At 34.2% G+C, this 16,526-nt stretch carries 19 protein-coding genes, 1 pseudogene and 1 riboswitch; all 20 genes and pseudogenes read right to left on the bottom strand.

Annotation, left to right across the window (positions count from 1 at the left end):
- Window positions 1-58 precede the first annotated feature (58 nt).
- A complete protein-coding gene (locus PHE88_11145) occupies window positions 59-262 on the bottom strand; it encodes a hypothetical protein (protein ID MDD5688371.1) in 204 nt (67 codons plus the stop codon).
- A 13-nt stretch (window positions 263-275) separates the two neighbouring features.
- Window positions 276-503, bottom strand: a complete 228-nt coding sequence (locus tag PHE88_11140) for a hypothetical protein (GenBank protein ID MDD5688370.1) — start codon at window positions 501-503, stop codon at window positions 276-278.
- Between the two features lie 112 nt (window positions 504-615).
- A complete protein-coding gene (locus PHE88_11135; protein MDD5688369.1) occupies window positions 616-774 on the bottom strand; it encodes a rubredoxin in 159 nt (52 codons plus the stop codon).
- Between the two features lie 47 nt (window positions 775-821).
- Complete coding sequence (locus PHE88_11130; GenBank protein MDD5688368.1) at window positions 822-1,304, bottom strand: cupin domain-containing protein; 483 nt, start codon at window positions 1,302-1,304, stop codon at window positions 822-824.
- A gap of 16 nt (window positions 1,305-1,320) precedes the next feature.
- Window positions 1,321-1,494 carry a hypothetical protein gene (locus PHE88_11125; protein ID MDD5688367.1) on the bottom strand — a complete coding sequence of 58 codons (174 nt, stop codon included), beginning with the start codon at window positions 1,492-1,494 and terminating at the stop codon, window positions 1,321-1,323.
- Window positions 1,491-1,793, bottom strand: a complete 303-nt coding sequence (locus tag PHE88_11120) for a YHS domain-containing protein (GenBank protein MDD5688366.1) — start codon at window positions 1,791-1,793, stop codon at window positions 1,491-1,493. The genes PHE88_11125 and PHE88_11120 overlap by 4 nt, the downstream gene beginning before the upstream one ends.
- Window positions 1,794-1,807: 14 nt before the next feature.
- Window positions 1,808-2,257, bottom strand: a complete 450-nt coding sequence (locus tag PHE88_11115) for a ferritin family protein (GenBank protein MDD5688365.1) — start codon at window positions 2,255-2,257, stop codon at window positions 1,808-1,810.
- 68 nt (window positions 2,258-2,325) lie between these two features.
- A complete protein-coding gene (locus tag PHE88_11110) occupies window positions 2,326-3,036 on the bottom strand; it encodes a cytochrome c biogenesis protein CcdA (protein ID MDD5688364.1) in 711 nt (236 codons plus the stop codon).
- A 5-nt stretch (window positions 3,037-3,041) separates the two neighbouring features.
- Window positions 3,042-3,305: a thioredoxin family protein gene (locus PHE88_11105; GenBank protein MDD5688363.1), complete on the bottom strand. Its 264-nt coding sequence runs from the start codon at window positions 3,303-3,305 to the stop codon at window positions 3,042-3,044.
- Window positions 3,306-3,403: 98 nt separating this feature from the next.
- On the bottom strand, window positions 3,404-5,467 hold the full coding sequence (locus PHE88_11100; protein MDD5688362.1) for a cation-translocating P-type ATPase: 2,064 nt from the start codon (window positions 5,465-5,467) through the stop codon (window positions 3,404-3,406).
- Between the two features lie 226 nt (window positions 5,468-5,693).
- Window positions 5,694-6,125: a hypothetical protein gene (locus PHE88_11095; GenBank protein ID MDD5688361.1), complete on the bottom strand. Its 432-nt coding sequence runs from the start codon at window positions 6,123-6,125 to the stop codon at window positions 5,694-5,696.
- An 87-nt stretch (window positions 6,126-6,212) separates the two neighbouring features.
- Window positions 6,213-7,331: a hypothetical protein gene (locus tag PHE88_11090; GenBank protein ID MDD5688360.1), complete on the bottom strand. Its 1,119-nt coding sequence runs from the start codon at window positions 7,329-7,331 to the stop codon at window positions 6,213-6,215.
- Window positions 7,332-7,379: 48 nt separating this feature from the next.
- The gene (locus PHE88_11085; protein MDD5688359.1) at window positions 7,380-8,663 is read right to left on the bottom strand and encodes a pyridoxal phosphate-dependent aminotransferase family protein; all 1,284 of its coding nucleotides are present in this window, start codon (window positions 8,661-8,663) and stop codon (window positions 7,380-7,382) included.
- Between the two features lie 64 nt (window positions 8,664-8,727).
- Window positions 8,728-9,789: a 3-isopropylmalate dehydrogenase gene (locus tag PHE88_11080; protein MDD5688358.1), complete on the bottom strand. Its 1,062-nt coding sequence runs from the start codon at window positions 9,787-9,789 to the stop codon at window positions 8,728-8,730.
- An 11-nt stretch (window positions 9,790-9,800) separates the two neighbouring features.
- Window positions 9,801-10,148: a PilZ domain-containing protein gene (locus tag PHE88_11075; GenBank protein MDD5688357.1), complete on the bottom strand. Its 348-nt coding sequence runs from the start codon at window positions 10,146-10,148 to the stop codon at window positions 9,801-9,803.
- Between the two features lie 44 nt (window positions 10,149-10,192).
- Window positions 10,193-10,693: a 3-isopropylmalate dehydratase small subunit gene (leuD, locus tag PHE88_11070; protein MDD5688356.1), complete on the bottom strand. Its 501-nt coding sequence runs from the start codon at window positions 10,691-10,693 to the stop codon at window positions 10,193-10,195.
- Between the two features lie 230 nt (window positions 10,694-10,923).
- Window positions 10,924-12,177, bottom strand: coding sequence for a 3-isopropylmalate dehydratase large subunit (leuC, locus tag PHE88_11065; GenBank protein MDD5688355.1), 1,254 nt, complete (start codon window positions 12,175-12,177; stop codon window positions 10,924-10,926).
- Between the two features lie 186 nt (window positions 12,178-12,363).
- The gene (locus tag PHE88_11060; GenBank protein ID MDD5688354.1) at window positions 12,364-12,771 is read right to left on the bottom strand and encodes a 4Fe-4S binding protein; all 408 of its coding nucleotides are present in this window, start codon (window positions 12,769-12,771) and stop codon (window positions 12,364-12,366) included.
- A gap of 128 nt (window positions 12,772-12,899) precedes the next feature.
- Window positions 12,900-14,102 (bottom strand): annotated as a pseudogene (locus PHE88_11055) (homocysteine biosynthesis protein).
- A gap of 263 nt (window positions 14,103-14,365) precedes the next feature.
- Window positions 14,366-14,485: riboswitch (SAM riboswitch) on the bottom strand.
- 100 nt (window positions 14,486-14,585) lie between these two features.
- Window positions 14,586-16,313 (bottom strand): threonine--tRNA ligase, encoded by a 1,728-nt coding sequence (thrS, locus tag PHE88_11050; protein ID MDD5688353.1) that lies wholly within the window; start codon window positions 16,311-16,313, stop codon window positions 14,586-14,588.
- Window positions 16,314-16,526 lie beyond the last annotated feature (213 nt).

Below are 16,526 nucleotides of genomic sequence, written 5' to 3'. Positions count from 1 at the left end.
CGAGGATTGTTATGTTTTGCAGATTTTAATGGTTATACTAAAGATAGTTATACAATTTTTACTGTTTTTTATCTTTATTCTGGATACAAGATAGGCATTTGTCAAGAATATCATCTTTTACAAACCCTTTTTCTTTTCTGATTTTATTCATCATTAAATCGCCACTAGATATAGAAAAACAGCATATCATACAAATTTTCTCATTTAAAAGCCTGCAATCTACTTCTTTTTTTGTTTCTTTGCTACATAACGTACAAATCATAAAAAAATACCTTTTAAGAAATTATGCCGATTGCAATCGTTATATAACCACCTATAAGCAGAAAAGGAGAGAGTATACTAGCCCAATTATCACCCTGTGGATTTGTTTTAGTCAGAACCAAAAAACCAACAATTACAAGCCCAATACCGGCTAAAATAACAATTTTCCCTCTCTTTGATATAGGTTGTAATGAAATTTGTTGCATTTGAACTACTTTTTGCTGCTGGTGTTTATGTTTCATTTTAACCTCTTATAAAATATAAATTTTAATCTTTAATTCTCTTATCACTTTTTATTCTCAATCTATTTCCACTTACCTACTTTCCCGCTTATCCGCTTATCCGCTGCCATTATTACATCTTTTCAAACATATCTTTTGCTGCACCACACTCAGGGCAAACCCAGTCTTCCGGTAAATCTTCAAATTTAGTGCCTGGCTGCACGTTACTTGAAGGATCACCTGCTAAAGGGTCGTATACCCATCCACAAACAATACACTTCCATTTTTCCATATTAGAACCCCTAATTTAGTTTTTGTGCCTCTTTCAACAAAAACTATTTATTGTTTTGCTTCCCATTTGCCGTCTTTTGTTTTGGATATTTTTAATTTTGCCTGACAACGCGGGCAAGTATATTTATCGCCTTCCTTTACGTTTTCTTTTAAAATAAATTCCTGCTTGCATACAGGGCATACAACGGTTGAATTTTCGGCAAATATAGTTTCAACGGGTTTAGGACCTTGAACAGAAATCATAACCATATTTTTATCACCTGAATTAACGACCCCATGGAAAACATCCGATGGACCATAAATAGAAGACGTAGGACCAACAATTATTTGTTCACTACCAATCGTAAATTCCCCCACCCCTTCAATAATATAAAACATCTCGTCTGTTGCAGGATGTTTGTGAAATGGAAGAAATTGTTTTGGTTTAAAATAAAATGTATTAAAAACAATTTTGTCGGTTTCAAGCGGGACCTTTTTTAAAAACTTTTCCGATGAAAATTCCTTTAAATCGTTAATTTTAACAGTTTGCATTTTGATTTCTCCTTTTTTAATAGACTCTTAACACACCCAATATGTGCATAACTAAAAATAAAATGGATATTAAAGCAAAAATTTTATGATACTTAAATTTTCCTGTAAAACCAAGTATAGCAGTAGTAATAATAAGAAAAAAACCGGTAATCCCAAACCAAATGAAAAGCGGCTTGCCTAAAATAATCATTTCGCATACCTCCCGGGTTCTGCCTTGAATTTTGACATGCAATCAGGACAACAGAAATAATATATCTTGCCTTTATATTTTGCTGCCATTGTTTTTTTGCCAACCATTACTTTTTCTCCCATAACCGGACATTGCGAAACAGTACTATATTCTGTCTGAGCGGGAATATACTTCTCAACTGCATCTGACACAGGCGTCGAAATAGATGCTGATTCTGTTGTTACACTCTTTTTGCAACCTACAACAAAAACCACCAAAAAAACAGAAACAATTACTATAAAATCTAAAACCTTTTTCATTATCCTCCCTTAAACTATACTTTTAATTGAGACAATCTTACAAAATGCTTTCTTTCTTCTTCAATAATTTTATCTAAAATATTTTTATCATCGTCTTGAACATAATTTTTCGCTTCAAGATAATAGAGTATGGAATCTCTTTCAATATTAAGTGCAAATTGTATTACTTCAGTAATTTTCTTAGTTTCAACCGATTTCTTATTGAATACTTTATCACCGGCATATGCTCTTAAATATGCAAAATATTCATCGTTATATGCTTCTACAGGTTTATAATCTTCGACTTTTTTTAATAATTCTTCAAATATTTTCTTGTGTTTTACTTCTTCATCTGCAAGTGTCAGAAAAAGTGATTTTATTTTTTCATCTGATATTTTTTTGACTGACTCACGATAAAACTGTTCTCCGTTTTTTTCAATCTGAATAGCAAACTCAACTATTTCACTGACTTTAAAAATATTCACTTTTCCTCCGCTTTCCGTTTAGATTTTACTCAAAATAATAGTATTGTCAATAACCGCCATATTTTAGGTTAAAAAAGCCGTCCTGCTTTTATAAAAAAATATTGGGATAATAAAAACATTGCAATCCCGAATATTTTTTTTACTTTTAGTGTAAATGTTTCCGATTTTATTATTGTGTTTATAAAACCGGTAAACGTACCGGCAATAATTATAATAGTGCCTAAACCAAATGCATATACTAACAACAGAGTAGTTCCGAACAAAACATTTTGTTTAGTACCTACATATGTAAGTATAATAGCAAGAACAGCTGCGGTACAAGGAGCAGCTATTATACCTGAAACCAAACCGAGAAGAAAAGATGGAACAAAACCTTTGCTTTTCCCGCCTTTTGCGGAAATGTTCGGCAAATTAAAAGCAGGTAATGAGATATGTATTATATCCATAAACCACATAGCCATTAACAAAATAACGTTGCCGACAAAAATATATGTCCATGGGTTTGACTGAACACTACCGAACATTTTTCCGGTCAATGAAGCAATTAAACCAAGAATAGAGAAAGTTACAGACATTCCTAATACATATAACACAGATAACAAAAACGCTCGCAATCGCGACTTTACCTGCAATGCACCTATATAACCAATTATTAGAGGAAGAACCGGAAAAACGCAAGGAGTAAAACTCGTAATTATACCCGCTAATAAAACAAAAATATATATTATAGGATTATTATGAGCGATATTATTTGAAATAATATTAGTTAAAAAATCCATATTTTCTACAGAACCCCTGTTAGTGCTTGCTCAATTTTTTCTTTTGAAACAGCTCCGGTAAACCGTTTCATTTCTTTGTCATCTTTAAAAATAACAATAGTAGGTACACTCATAACTCCATTATCAATCGCCCTTTGCAGATTTTCGACAATATTAACAACCTCACTTTTAATATCTGTATGTAATTTCAATATTGATTCAAACAACGGTTCAACTTGTTTGCATTGAAAACAAGTATTGCTTTTAAACAGAACAATTGATATAGCCATAGTTTATTCCCTATTAAGCAATATACATTTTTAGAAATTAAAATATCATTAAGAAAAGATTAAAATATTCTAATTGTATGAACTATGTTTTTATATATTTACTTAAAAAGTTTCGCGGAATTTAAAAACACGATAAAATCAGGAAGTACATGGGCAATAGCAGCACCAGTAGGACTTAAAATTCCGGCAGCAGCAAGCCCCATACCGACAACATTGAAAATTATACCGAGTGTGATATTTTGTTTAATCGTTTGAAAAGTCCGCCTGCCTAACAAAATGACTTCCGGTATTCTTGAAAGGTCATCATTCATTAAAGCGATATCGGATGATTCAATCGCTACATCAGTTCCCATAGCAGCCATTGCTATACCGACATCCGCTTGAGTTAGTGCAGGAGCGTCATTTACACCGTCACCAACCATAACAATTTTATCGTCTTTACTAAGAAGTTTTTTTATCTGTTCAATCTTTTCTTCAGGGAGCATTTCTGTGTATACAGTATCCATACCCAGTGTTTCCCCTATCATTTTACCGGTCCTGTCATTGTCGCCGGTAAGCATTATAAGATTTTTAATACCGTTTTCACGTAATTCAAATATAGTTTCTCTTGCATTATGTCTTATAACATCTGCCACAGTAATAACTCCGCAGACTTCATTATCATGTGCCACAACAAGCGGTGTTTTACCTTCAATTTCTAATTTCTCCATATACTCATTTATTTCTGACGGAAAATTTACTTTTTCATCTTTAAGTAATTCCCTGCTCCCCAAAATAATTTTTCTGCCTGAGTATTCCGCTATAACCCCTTTACCCTTAATAACATAAAATTGCTTTGGGTCAGGAATATTTATTTTTAATTCCTCCGCTTTTCTTAAGATTGCTTTTGACAGCGGATGTCCTGAAAATTTTTCAGCGATAGCAGCACATTCAACAACCTCAGTTTCATTATGAACACCATACCTTTTTATTTCAACAACCTTAGGTTCTCCTATAGTCAAAGTACCTGTTTTATCAAAAACAATTGTTTTAGCTTTACTAAGGTTTTCTAAATATATCCCGCCTTTTATCAATATACCCCTTCGTGACGCTTTACCTATAGCTGCAACAAATGCAAGCGGAGTAGCAAGCGCTACTGCACAAGGGCAGGCAACAACTAAAACAGTTATAGCTATCTTGAAATTCCGCGTAACTAAAAACGTTAGAATAATTATTATTAAAACAACCGGTGTAAAATAATTAGTAAAAACATCGGCGATTTTCTGAATTGGTGCTTTTGAGGACTGTGCTTCTTCTATCAGTTTTATAATTTTACCATACGTGGAATCTTCCCCGATTCTTTCCGTTTCAATTTGCAAAAAACCTGAATCAACAATAGTTCCTGCATAAATAATATCGTTTATATTTTTTTCAACAGAAATACTTTCCCCAGTAATCATTGCCTGATTTACTGACGCAGACCCATTTACAACCTTTCCATCTACCGGAATTTTCTCACCGGTTTTCACGACAATAATATCTTTTAATTTTACATCTTTTACATCTGCCTCAATCTCTATTCCGTCTTTTAGGACCTGGGCTGTTTTCGGAGCAGCCTTAATCATGCTTTGAATTGCCGATTTAGATTTAGCTGTTGTATAATCTTCGAGAAGACGCGATACAAGAACAAGAAGTCCCATAATAGTTCCTGCCATAAACTCACCTATGACAAGAGTCCCCAAAATACCCAACCCCATGAAAGCGTCAGCATCAACAAACCTATTCCTTATACTTGAATAAATTGCCCTGAAGAAAGGCCATCCGCACCATATTGTAGTCGCAAGAAAAATATAATTTAATTTGCTATGTGTAAAATGAAGCAAATGTCCCAAAATAACTAAAAAACCAACGATAATTAATCTAATAATATCATATTTGTGTATTCCTTCTTCTATCTCAATTTTATGTTTTTTTATACCATACCCAAGTTCTTCAACTTTTTTTAAAACCTTATTATCCGGTAAATCTTTTTCATAAGTTACATTTAAAATTCCGGAAGCAAAACTCACCTGCGCGTCTTTTATCCCTTCAACCTTTTTTACGCTTTTTTCAATATTTACAGCACAAGCCGCACAATGCATCCCTTCAATATAATATTTTTCTTTTTTATCAATTTCACCCATAAGTCGTTACCACAACAACATCATCTTATCTTTAGTTATAATATTTTATTCTTCTATATAAAAACCAAGTTTCTGAACGACATAGAGACATTTAGGCGAATAAACCGTTAAAAAATTTCAATGTTTGAACGAAGTGAGTTTTGAAATTTTAGGTTTATTAGCCGTTAAAAATGTCTCGTTAAGTGAAAAAACTTGGTTTTTATATAACTACATTACTACTTCTATTTTACATCTTTAACAACACTTTACCGTTTGCTAAAAGATATCCTATTTGTCTGTTATCTTTTGTTTCTACCCTTCGCCCAACTATATTTATCTGTTTAACATCAACATTAACCTGCCCGACAAGACCCACCAAAATATTTTCCTTTTTCATTTCTTCATCTGTTTTATCTGCCGGTTTATTTCCTACAAAACCGGGATTCTCTGAATATATGCCCACCAGAATATCCCCCGGTAAATAATTTCTTACTTTTCCGGTATTTATATTTAAACCTACTAAATCCCCTGCTTTACAATCACCTTCTTTTTCAAACCACTCAGCATAATCTGCACCACTACTCTGACATTTATTTTTCGCTGGTGTTATTAGATACACAACGCTGCACGATATTGCCGCAAAAGCCAGACAGCCCGTTACTGCCAAAACTTTACGCATAATACCTCCATTTAAAATTCTATTAACTATCACGTTTGCGTAGGGGCGGGCTTGCCCGCCCATTACTTTTTTTATTCTGCTAAATATTTAAATCTTTGCCTCATAAATTCTATATTTTTTATACAATTTACCACCCATTGCTTCTATGCCCTTATTGATTAAATCATTATCTTCAAGCGTCCATGAAAGTTCTCCGCCGGCAGGATAACCATATTTCCTGCAGGCATTTAAAATTTCACAATAAAGAATTGCTTCAAGCCCTTTACTCCTGAATTCTTTTTTTACACCCAAAGCCATCAACCTGACAAATTTTATTTTTCTCTTCCAATATAAAAATTTTAGAACCCCAATAATACCCATTTTACCATTAAGTTTTTTTAGCACGAAATTATAATCCGGAACAGTAAGAGTGGCGGCAACAGGGACTCCATTAACTTCTAAAAAATGAAATATTCTCGTATCAATAAGCGGTTTCAAACCTTCTGCCATATAATCTATTTCCTCGTTGTTCATTGGCACAAATCCCCAATTTTTCTCCCATGCAGAATTGTAAATATCTTTAAAATATTGTGCATCCCTTTCAAAATTTTTAAGATCAAAATTTCTAACTCTTATATTTTCTTTCTTTTTAATATGTTCGACAATTTTCGCTATTCTTGGAGGCGCATCATCTTTCGCTGACCGTACCCAGGCATATAAGTCTTTTACCTTTTGTAAACCGGAATTTTCAATCAAACCCATATAGTAAGGCGGATTATATGGCATCATAATTACCGGAAGTGAATCAAAACCGTCAATCAGAAGTCCACATTCATCATTTGTAGAAGGATTCATAGGACCACGGATAACTTCCATACCTTCCGATTTTAGATATTTTTTTGCTTCAGACAAAAGCTCCCGTGCAACATTAACGTCATTTACACAATCAAAATAACCGAAAAAACCGCATTTTTCTTTTTGGAAAGAATTAAAATTATCGTCAATAATTGCAGCGATCCGCCCTGATATTTTATCATTTTCTTCAGCAAGAAATATTTTAATTTTTGAATGCTTCCAGAAAGGATTTTTTGGTGAGAATAGTTTCTTAGATTCTGCTATTAATGGTGGAACCCAGAATTTTTCATAAGGCGTTCCTTTATATAATTTAAACGGGAATTTTATGAATTCGTTAAGTTTTTCAGGCAAACTATAACTTTTTATCTCCATTACACATCCTATTACATAGTTTTTGTGAGCATTTCAACAAAAACTATTTTACTGCCACAATTTTTTCATCCAGTGTCTTAACTGTTTCATATTGAACATATTATAATGAAAACTTCTTTTTTTTATCCAGGGTCTATTGGTATCAATTATACCCAGTTCTCTGCCGGCATACTCAAACGCTTCAAGTACCCTGTCCAGCTGCTCATCTGTATGAGTTGCCATAATACTTACCCTTAAAAGCGCACGACCGGGCGGTGTTGCAGGAGAAACAATCGGAGTTGTAAATATGCCATGTTTATAAAGCATCTTCCACATATGAAAAACCTTTTCGTCTTCACCTACAATAATAGGTATTATCGGTGTTTCACTTTTACCTGTGTCAAATCCTAACGCTTTGAACCCTTCCCTCATTTTTTTTGTATTTCTCCATAACCGTTTAATTCTACTTGGGTCTCTTTTTATAACTTTTAGAGCTGCACGTACTGATGCCACGTTCGCAGGACACATGCTAGCGGTAAATATTAAAATCCGTGAAAGATGTTTAAGATAAAAAATTATATCTTCGTCTGCTGCAATAAAACCACCTGTGGAAGCAAGTGATTTTGAAAATGTCCCCATTATAATATCAACTTTGTCTGTTAAACCAAAATGTGCTGCAGTTCCTTCTCCGCCATTTCCAAAAACACCAAGACCATGTGCATCATCAACCATTACCCGAGCGTTATATTTTTTTGCGAGCTCAACAATTCCCGGAAGGTTTGCAATATCGCCTTCCATACTATAAACTCCGTCAACAATAATTAATTTGCCTTTTTCAGTACCAATAAATTTTAAGACCCTTTCCAAATCAGCCATATCATTATGCTTAAATTTTATCATTTTACCGAATGAAAGCCGGCAACCGTCAACAATTGACGCATGGTCATATTCATCAACAATAGCATATTCGTGAAGCCCCACAATTGCTGAAATTACTCCAAAATTTGTCTGCATACCGGTTGAAAAAAGGAGTGCTTTTTCCTTACCTACAAAATCAGCAATCTCTTCTTCAAGTTTTACATGAATATCAAGAGTACCATTCAAAAATCTTGAACCAACACAGCCAACGCCATATTTTCTAACTGCCTTTATAGATGCCGCTTTTACCCACCAATTTGATGTAAGCCCGAGATAATTATTAGACCCCATCATAATCATTCTTTGACCTTCAACAGTTACTTCCGGATCCTGACCTGATTCAACAGTATGAAAATATGGATACAATTCATTCTTTATCAAATATTTAGCTATCTGAACACTGTCATTTTTATAACACTTATCAAAAATATCCATATCCAACCTCTCCCCTTTTCTATTCCTATCGCACCATCCCACTATCCCACAATCGCGCTATTTTTTATATTTCTTTTGCTATCAAATCGCCTACTTCAGAAGTAGAATATCCCATTTTTCCTGCATCCATTGACTTCATCTTTCCGGATGCCAATATTTTTTTAATTGAGCTATCAATAATTTCAGCAGTTTTTACTTCTCCTAATACATCCATCATCATAGCACCGGCTGCAATTGTTGCAATCGGATTAATTACATTTTTACCGGTATACTTCGGTGCAGAACCATGAATCGGCTCAAACATAGAAACGCCTTCAGGATTTATATTGCCGCCTGCAGCAACACCGAGCCCACCCTGAATAACTGCAGCTAAATCTGTAATTATATCGCCAAATAGATTATTAGTTACAATCACATCAAACCAGTCAGGGTTCTTAACAAACCACATACATGTTGCATCAACAAACGCATGTTCTTTTTTAATATCAGGATATTCTTCACCCATTTTGTAAAATACCCGCTGCCATAAATCGCCTGAGTATGTTAAAACATTCGCCTTATCGACAAGCGTAATAGTATTCTTCTGTTTTCTTTTTTTTGTTATCTCATAAGCATATCTAACACATCTTTCCACACCTTTGTAAGTATTAATGTCTAATTGTGTTGCTACCTCATCTTTAGTATCTTTTTTAAATACACCGCCGGTACCGGAATATGCGCCCTCAGTGTTTTCTCGGACTACAACAAAATTTATATCCTTTGGTTCTTTGTTTTTTATCGGTGTATATACACCGGGATATAAAACAACAGGTCTTAAATTAATATATTGGTCAAGCTCAAACCTTGTTCTCAACAGAAGTCCTTTCTCAAGAATACCTGCTTTTACATCAGGATGACCGATTGCACCAAGAAAAATAGCATCTAATTTCCTAAATTCCGGAATTGCCGAATCCGGCAAAATTTCACCCGTTTTCAAATATCTTGCGCCGCCAAAATCATAATTAACCAGTTCGTATTTTACACTTGTCTTTTTACAAGCCACTTCTAAAACCTTCAAACCCTCTCTAATAATCTCAGGTCCCACACCATCACCCGGCAGCACTCCAATTTTGTACTTTTTGGACATTACTCCTCCTTTTACATTGTATACCTATCACCTGATTTTAAATCACGTAAATATTTCCTAATTCTTTCTTTTTCAATATCATCTATATTTTTAAATTTCATCCCCATATATGATTTCCCTTTTTCTTCCCTAGACCATTTAATTTCCACTTCTAACAAAAACGGAGGTGCTTTCTCAAATCCGAACTTTATTTTCAACTCATTCGGTATTTGTTTATCTTGTTTTTCAAAACCTATTTTACAACCAGATGCCGAAAAATCCAACAAACGCACTTTAAATAAGATATTATTACCAACCACATTCCATAACTCTGCTGGTAGATTTACCCGGGGTCGACTCGCTTGTCGAACATCTTTCATTTTGAGCGAAGCGAAATCCGCCAAAGTCTCAGTGGCGGACAATCTTATCTCTTATTTCCCATTTCTGTCTTTATATAATTCAACAACCCATCTGAATTAATAATATTCAAAAGAAAATCCGGAAACGGTTTTGCTGAATATGAATGTTTCTGAGTTAAGTTTTTAATTTTGCCTTCTTTTATATTTATTTCCAATTCATCACCATTTTTTATTTTCTGCGATGCTTCTTTTGACTCTAAAATAGGTAATCCAATATTTATAGAATTCCTGAAAAATATCCTTGCAAAACTCTCTGCTATCACACAGGAAACACCTGCTGCTTTTATTGATAAAGGAGCATGCTCGCGTGATGAACCACACCCAAAATTTTTACCGGCAACTATAACATCACCTTTCGAAACATTCTTCACAAAATCCTTGTCGATATCTTCCATACAGTGTTTAGCAAGTTCAGCAGCATTCGCAGTATTTAGATACCGTGCAGGTATTATTTCATCAGTATTAACATTGTCCCCGTATTTGTGTGCCTTCCCTTTAAATATCATTTTTCATTCCCTCAATAATTACACCAGTTAAATTTTAGTTAAATATTGTTGACTTTATTAGAAAATCAAGTTTTTGAACGATATAGAGACATTTAGGCGATTAAACCGTTAAAAAATTTCAATGTTTGAACGAACGAAGTGAGTGAGTTTTGAAATTTTAGGTTTATGAGCCGTTAAAAATGTCTCGTTTAGTGAAAAAACTTAATTTTCTAAAAATATTCAATTACTAATCACTCAGGCAAAGCAATCTTCCCAACTATAGCAGAAGCAGCAGCAACAGCAGGATTAGAAAGATAAACCTCACTTTCCGGATGTCCCATCCTTCCCACAAAATTCCTATTTGTTGTCGCAATTGCCCTTTCACCTTTCGCTAAAATACCCATATGCCCGCCTAAGCAGGGCCCGCAAGTTGGCGTTGAAACAGCGCAACCGCTATTAATAAATATTTCAATAAGTCCTTCCTTCATTGCCTCTAAATATATTTTTTGTGTTGCCGGAAAAATTATTGCCCTGACATCGGGATGAACTTTCTTACCTTTAAATATCCCGGCAGCAAGCCGAAGGTCTTCTATCCTTCCATTTGTGCAAGAACCTATAACTACCTGGTCTATTTTTATATTTTTCACTTCTTTCACAGGTTTAGCGTTTGAAGGAAGAGGAGGTAAAGCAACAAGAGGTTCTATCTTTGAACAATCGTATTCAATCACTTTTTCATATTTTGCATCTTTATCGCTTTTATAAATTTCATAAGGTCTCTCAGCCCGGCTTTCAACATATTCAATAGTTTTTTTATCGCTTACAATAATCCCTGATTTAGCACCGCATTCAATAGCCATATTACACATTGTAAAACGGTCTGACATTGAAAGATCTTCTATAACTTCACCTGTAAGTTCTATGGTCCTGTAATTTGCACCATCCACACCGATATCTCCGATTAAATGAAGAATCAAATCCTTACCGGTAACCCATTTATTTAATTTCCCTTTGAAAATAAATTTTATGGTTGACGGAACCTTTAACCAGACTTTCCCGGAAATCATACAAGCAGCAAGGTCGGTTGAACCGACACCGGATGCGAATGCACTCAAAGCACCATATGTACAAGTGTGAGAATCAGCACCTATAATAATATCACCGGGTAAAACAACCCCTTGTTCAGGAAGAAGCGCATGCTCAATCCCCATCTTTCCAACTTCATAATAATGAGTTAAATTCTGTTCACGGGCAAAATCTCTTAACATCTTCGCCTGTTCGGCAGATTTTATATCCTTATTAGGACAGAAATGGTCCGGGACAAGCACAATTTTATCTTTATCAAAAACTTTTTTCCCGCCGGCTTTTCTAAATTCTGCAATAGCGAGCGGCGCCGTAACGTCATTAGCAAGAGCAATATCAACATTGCACTCTATAAAATCGCCCGGTGTTACTTTCTTCTTTTCGCAACCCTGTGCCAAAATCTTTTCAGTAATAGTCATAGCCATAATAGTTAATTCTATAAAATATTTATTTAAAAATCAAGAAAAAACTTTTATTCAATTACTCTTTTTTTTAACAACTTTGTTCCTATAGTGGTAGTTATACCAACAGAAATATCTTAGCATGTTAAGAATTAAATACTATTGTTAGAAAAAATATGGTTTGATTAGATTACAATGTTTTGTAACTTTTCAAAAGTGGAGTTCCATCGCTTGGAGGGGGCAGGCATTTATACAGAGTTCACAAGCAATACATTTTTTATCGTCAAATATTATTTTTCTTGTTTTTTTATCAACCGTGAAGGCATTAACCTGACATATCGTAACACAAGCGCCGCAATGGGTACATTTTACATCATCGCGTTTTACATCTTTGCTCAGCGGCTGGATGACAATATCCAGACTTTCGAGATATTTTTCACCCTTTTTGTAATTTTCTTTAGTACCTTTAAGTTCCATAATAAGAAATGATTCCGATTCCGGAATTATATTTGCTTTTAATATATTAAATTCTAAATCAAAATCCTTTGCGAGTTTGTAAATAACAGGTTGTCCAACAAGCGGTTTCGGAAACTTTAGGACAATTTTTCTAGATATCATTTAGTGCCTCCCATATGAAAATTGCATGATGTATGAAGTATAATGTGTAATGTAAAAAACAAATTCTAAATACTAAATCCTAAACAAATCCTAATCTCTAATCTTAAATCTTAAATCTTCAATATAATCTATTCAATTGGTCTCTCTTTCAGCATTTTAAAAGTCATATTTGAATCGGGACCCGGTAATTTCTCAACCGGTTCTGTTAATAAAAATTTTCCTGATTTTATCCATTCTTTTAAAGTATTAGCTATCTCTAACGCTTTCGGGTAACTTGAAAGCGAAGCAGTTGGAACTTTTTTGCCCTGCAGTTCAATTTGTCCTGATTTCAATTATGCATAATTTACTTCACCGAGAGAACTACCGGTTATTTCCGGATAATTCTTACCATAGTCAATTATTTGTGTCCATATTTCTTCATCTTTAATTGCTGTAAACTTCGCCATATCCTCATCTAAAATAGGTATTGGAATACCTATGCCAACTGTAAGAGTTACTCCATAACCAAGCATGCTGGTCCCTCTCAGCCATTGTGGTTTCATTTGCTTTAAATCACCTATTACCGATATTGTACCGGCAGGTGCCTGAGGAGTCCTATTTGCTTTCCGCGTTACCACAGGATTATGCTGTGTTCCCTGCCATGACACAAAACCTATTCCACCGCCTAAAAATATTTTCGTGCCAATTCCTATCGTTCTGTAATACGGGTCTTTTAATAAAGGTGAAAGTTGCCCTGCTGAACAATATGTAGCATTTTCAATATTCGGCTTCAAAATACCCATGTAAGTATAAATTGTTTTTGCCGTAAGATTAATCGCACAATTGTAATTTTGATAACAATTCCTGAAATTAAAAAGCACTGCTTCGTTAACATCTTTTATATTTATTAATGTTTCTAGCTTTTTGCGGGGATAACAATCTGTTCCATGTGCTTCCGCAGCAAGTATTATATCTTTCCCGGCAACAAACTCTTCAATAACATGTGCACCGCCATACTTAAAATTACCCGGATAAAACTTATTACGCGGGTCATCATCAGGAACAACTGTAGCACCAAGCGAAATATCAGCAGCAGCGTAACCCGCATACGCAGGCACATCATTCAGGTAACAAGTTCCTGCTCCCAGCTTCATCCTTGGTTTTGTGTGACCTATATTCATATATATTCCGGAAGAACACATCGGACCAAAAGTCCCGGTAGTCACAACATCCACTTTTTGGGCAGCTTTTTTTACACCGTCTTTTTCTACAACACCTATCATTTCTTCAGCAGTCAAAATAACCGCTTCACCTTTTTTGATTTTTTCATTAATTTCCGCAATTGTTTTCATAGTTACTCCAATCTAACAATAGTTTAGGATTAAAAACTTTATTATTTACATAAAAATCAGTTTTTGAACGATATAGAGACATTTAGGTGAATAAACCGTTAAAAAATTTCAATGTTTGAATGAACGAAGTGAGTGAGTTTTGAAATTTTAGGTTTATGAACCGTTAAAAATGTCTCGTTTAGTGAAAAAACTAATTTTTTTTAAACTATGCTATCATCTAAACAAAAAAAAGACCTTCTAATAAGAAGGTCCTCAAATAATCCTTCTTATCGTTTTCCTAATATTTTTAGGAATTTAAGGCATTAGCACCTTGACCTTCCAATTTCTTGAAAGCGGTTGCTGTGGCTTCACAGGGCCTTTCCCTCCGCCACTCTTGATAAGATAATTTAATTATATAAAACTATTAAAATTTTGTCAATATTTGGTGTCGTGTAATTTTAAAATTTTGTCAAATGTTTGATATTGTGTAATTTTAAAATTTTGTCAAATGTTTTGGTGTTGTGCTAGAATACTTAAAAATTCCTGAACTTTATATGTCTTGGTTGTACTTTCACCGTATTTCCTGACTGCAATACTATCTGAATTCTGTTCTTTTTCACCGACAATTATAAGATATGGTATTTTTTCCATTTGTGATTCTCTTATCTTATAATTTAGTTTTTCGTTCCTGTAATCAATGGCGATTCTGTATCCGGCTAATTCTTTTTTGATTTTTTCAGCATATTCCTTCTGCCCATCAGTTATTGGTAAAATCTTTGCCTGAACTGGTGCCAGCCATAACGGAAAAGCACCGGCATAATGTTCAATCAGAATACCAAAGAATCTTTCTAAAGAACCCATTAAAGCGCGATGTATCATGATAGACTGGACAGCTTTACCTTCGTTGTCTATATATTCAACCTTAAACGCCTGCGGCAGATTAAAATCAACCTGAATAGTTGAACATTGCCATGACCTTCCAAGACAATCTTTTATTTTTATATCTATTTTCGGACCGTAAAAAACACCTTCACCTTCATCTATTTTATAAGGCAGTTCTAATTTTTCAATAGCATTTTTAAGCGCTTGTGTTGCTTTTTCCCAGTGTTCCAATTCACCTGCATATTTTTCAGGTCTGGTACTTACAAAACAATCATATTCCGTAAAGCCAAAAGTTTTAAGTATAAACAATACGAATTTTATAACATTAATTATTTCATCTTCAAGCTGGTTTAACGTACAATAAATATGTGCATCATCTTGAGTAAAACCTCTAACGCGCATTAAACCATGTAAAACTCCGCTCCTTTCATAACGATACACAGTACCCAGTTCGGCATACCTTATAGGCAAGTCCCGGTAGCTTCTCAACTGTGACTTATAAATTAAAATATGAAAAGGGCAGTTCATCGGTTTAAGCATATAATTCTGCCCATCTACATCTATCGGAGAATACATATTTTCACGATAGAAATTCCAGTGTCCGCTGGTTTTCCATAAATCAAGATTTGCTATATGCGGTGTATTGAGAAGTTGATAATCATTTTCAAGGTGTTCATTTTTCCAGAAATCTTCAATAATTTTTCTTATAAGCGCACCTTTTGGATGCCAAAAGATAAGTCCCGGACCTGCTTCCTCGTGAATTGAAAATAAATCTAATGCTTTACCTAGAACCCGGTGGTCACGCCTTTTCACTTCTTCAAGTTTATTTAAATATTCTTCAAGTTTTTCTTTTGTGTCAAATACAGTGCCATAAATCCTTTGGAGCATCTTGTTTTTTTCAGAACCTCTCCAGTATGCACCGGCGATAGAAAGCAGCTTAAAATATCTTATTTCTTTTGTTGAAGAAATGTGAGGACCCCTGCATAAATCAATAAAATTATCATGCTGATAGAGTGAAACATTTTCATCAGGAATATCATTTATAAGTTCTAATTTATATATCTCATTTCTTTTTTTGAAAAACTCAGATGCCTCTTTTTTAGACATCTCAGTGCGTATAAACTTATGGTCTTTCTTAGCTATTTCCTTCATTTTATTTTCTATTTTTGGAAGGTCTTCAGGACTAAAAGGCTGGGGAGTGTCAAAATCATAATAAAAACCTTCTTCTATTGCAGGACCAATCGCGAGTTTTGTACCGGGGAAAAGTTCACAGACCGCCTGAGCCATCAAATGGGAAGTTGAATGCCGCAGTATCTCTAAATCTTTTTCTTCTTTCTCTTTTGTATTCACGATATTAATTACTCTCTATTTTAGTGTATATGAATTTGAAAATTTATGAGATTGCTTCACAATAAGTCCGTTCGCAATGACCTGCAAAGTTGTCATTGCGGGCTTAATAGTACTAAAATGTTGTTTTTTTAATGGTTTTTTAAATAAATATACCATTTCAAATAAGCAATTTTATGTTTTTCAGATAAGCCTCTGTGTCTTTGAAAATCTGAT

It is taken from the genome of Elusimicrobiota bacterium, assembly GCA_028718185.1.
Lineage (GTDB): Bacteria > Elusimicrobiota > UBA8919 > UBA8919 > UBA8919 > JAQUMH01.
The sequence above is the reverse complement of the archived record's forward strand: the minus strand, read 5'-3'. Positions and strand labels throughout refer to the sequence as shown.

Coding starts and splice junctions, on each gene's coding strand:
- PHE88_11145 (MDD5688371.1), bottom strand. CDS start 262: ATGATTTGTACGTTATGTAGCAAAGAAACAAAAAAAGAAGTAGATTGC.
- PHE88_11140 (MDD5688370.1), bottom strand. CDS start 503: ATGAAACATAAACACCAGCAGCAAAAAGTAGTTCAAATGCAACAAATT.
- PHE88_11135 (MDD5688369.1), bottom strand. CDS start 774: ATGGAAAAATGGAAGTGTATTGTTTGTGGATGGGTATACGACCCTTTA.
- PHE88_11130 (MDD5688368.1), bottom strand. CDS start 1,304: ATGCAAACTGTTAAAATTAACGATTTAAAGGAATTTTCATCGGAAAAG.
- PHE88_11125 (MDD5688367.1), bottom strand. CDS start 1,494: ATGATTATTTTAGGCAAGCCGCTTTTCATTTGGTTTGGGATTACCGGT.
- PHE88_11120 (MDD5688366.1), bottom strand. CDS start 1,793: ATGAAAAAGGTTTTAGATTTTATAGTAATTGTTTCTGTTTTTTTGGTG.
- PHE88_11110 (MDD5688364.1), bottom strand. CDS start 3,036: ATGGATTTTTTAACTAATATTATTTCAAATAATATCGCTCATAATAAT.
- PHE88_11105 (MDD5688363.1), bottom strand. CDS start 3,305: ATGGCTATATCAATTGTTCTGTTTAAAAGCAATACTTGTTTTCAATGC.
- PHE88_11100 (MDD5688362.1), bottom strand. CDS start 5,467: ATGGGTGAAATTGATAAAAAAGAAAAATATTATATTGAAGGGATGCAT.
- PHE88_11095 (MDD5688361.1), bottom strand. CDS start 6,125: ATGCGTAAAGTTTTGGCAGTAACGGGCTGTCTGGCTTTTGCGGCAATA.
- PHE88_11090 (MDD5688360.1), bottom strand. CDS start 7,331: ATGGAGATAAAAAGTTATAGTTTGCCTGAAAAACTTAACGAATTCATA.
- PHE88_11085 (MDD5688359.1), bottom strand. CDS start 8,663: ATGGATATTTTTGATAAGTGTTATAAAAATGACAGTGTTCAGATAGCT.
- PHE88_11080 (MDD5688358.1), bottom strand. CDS start 9,789: ATGTCCAAAAAGTACAAAATTGGAGTGCTGCCGGGTGATGGTGTGGGA.
- PHE88_11075 (MDD5688357.1), bottom strand. CDS start 10,148: ATGAAAGATGTTCGACAAGCGAGTCGACCCCGGGTAAATCTACCAGCA.
- leuD (MDD5688356.1), bottom strand. CDS start 10,693: ATGATATTTAAAGGGAAGGCACACAAATACGGGGACAATGTTAATACT.
- leuC (MDD5688355.1), bottom strand. CDS start 12,177: ATGGCTATGACTATTACTGAAAAGATTTTGGCACAGGGTTGCGAAAAG.
- PHE88_11060 (MDD5688354.1), bottom strand. CDS start 12,771: ATGATATCTAGAAAAATTGTCCTAAAGTTTCCGAAACCGCTTGTTGGA.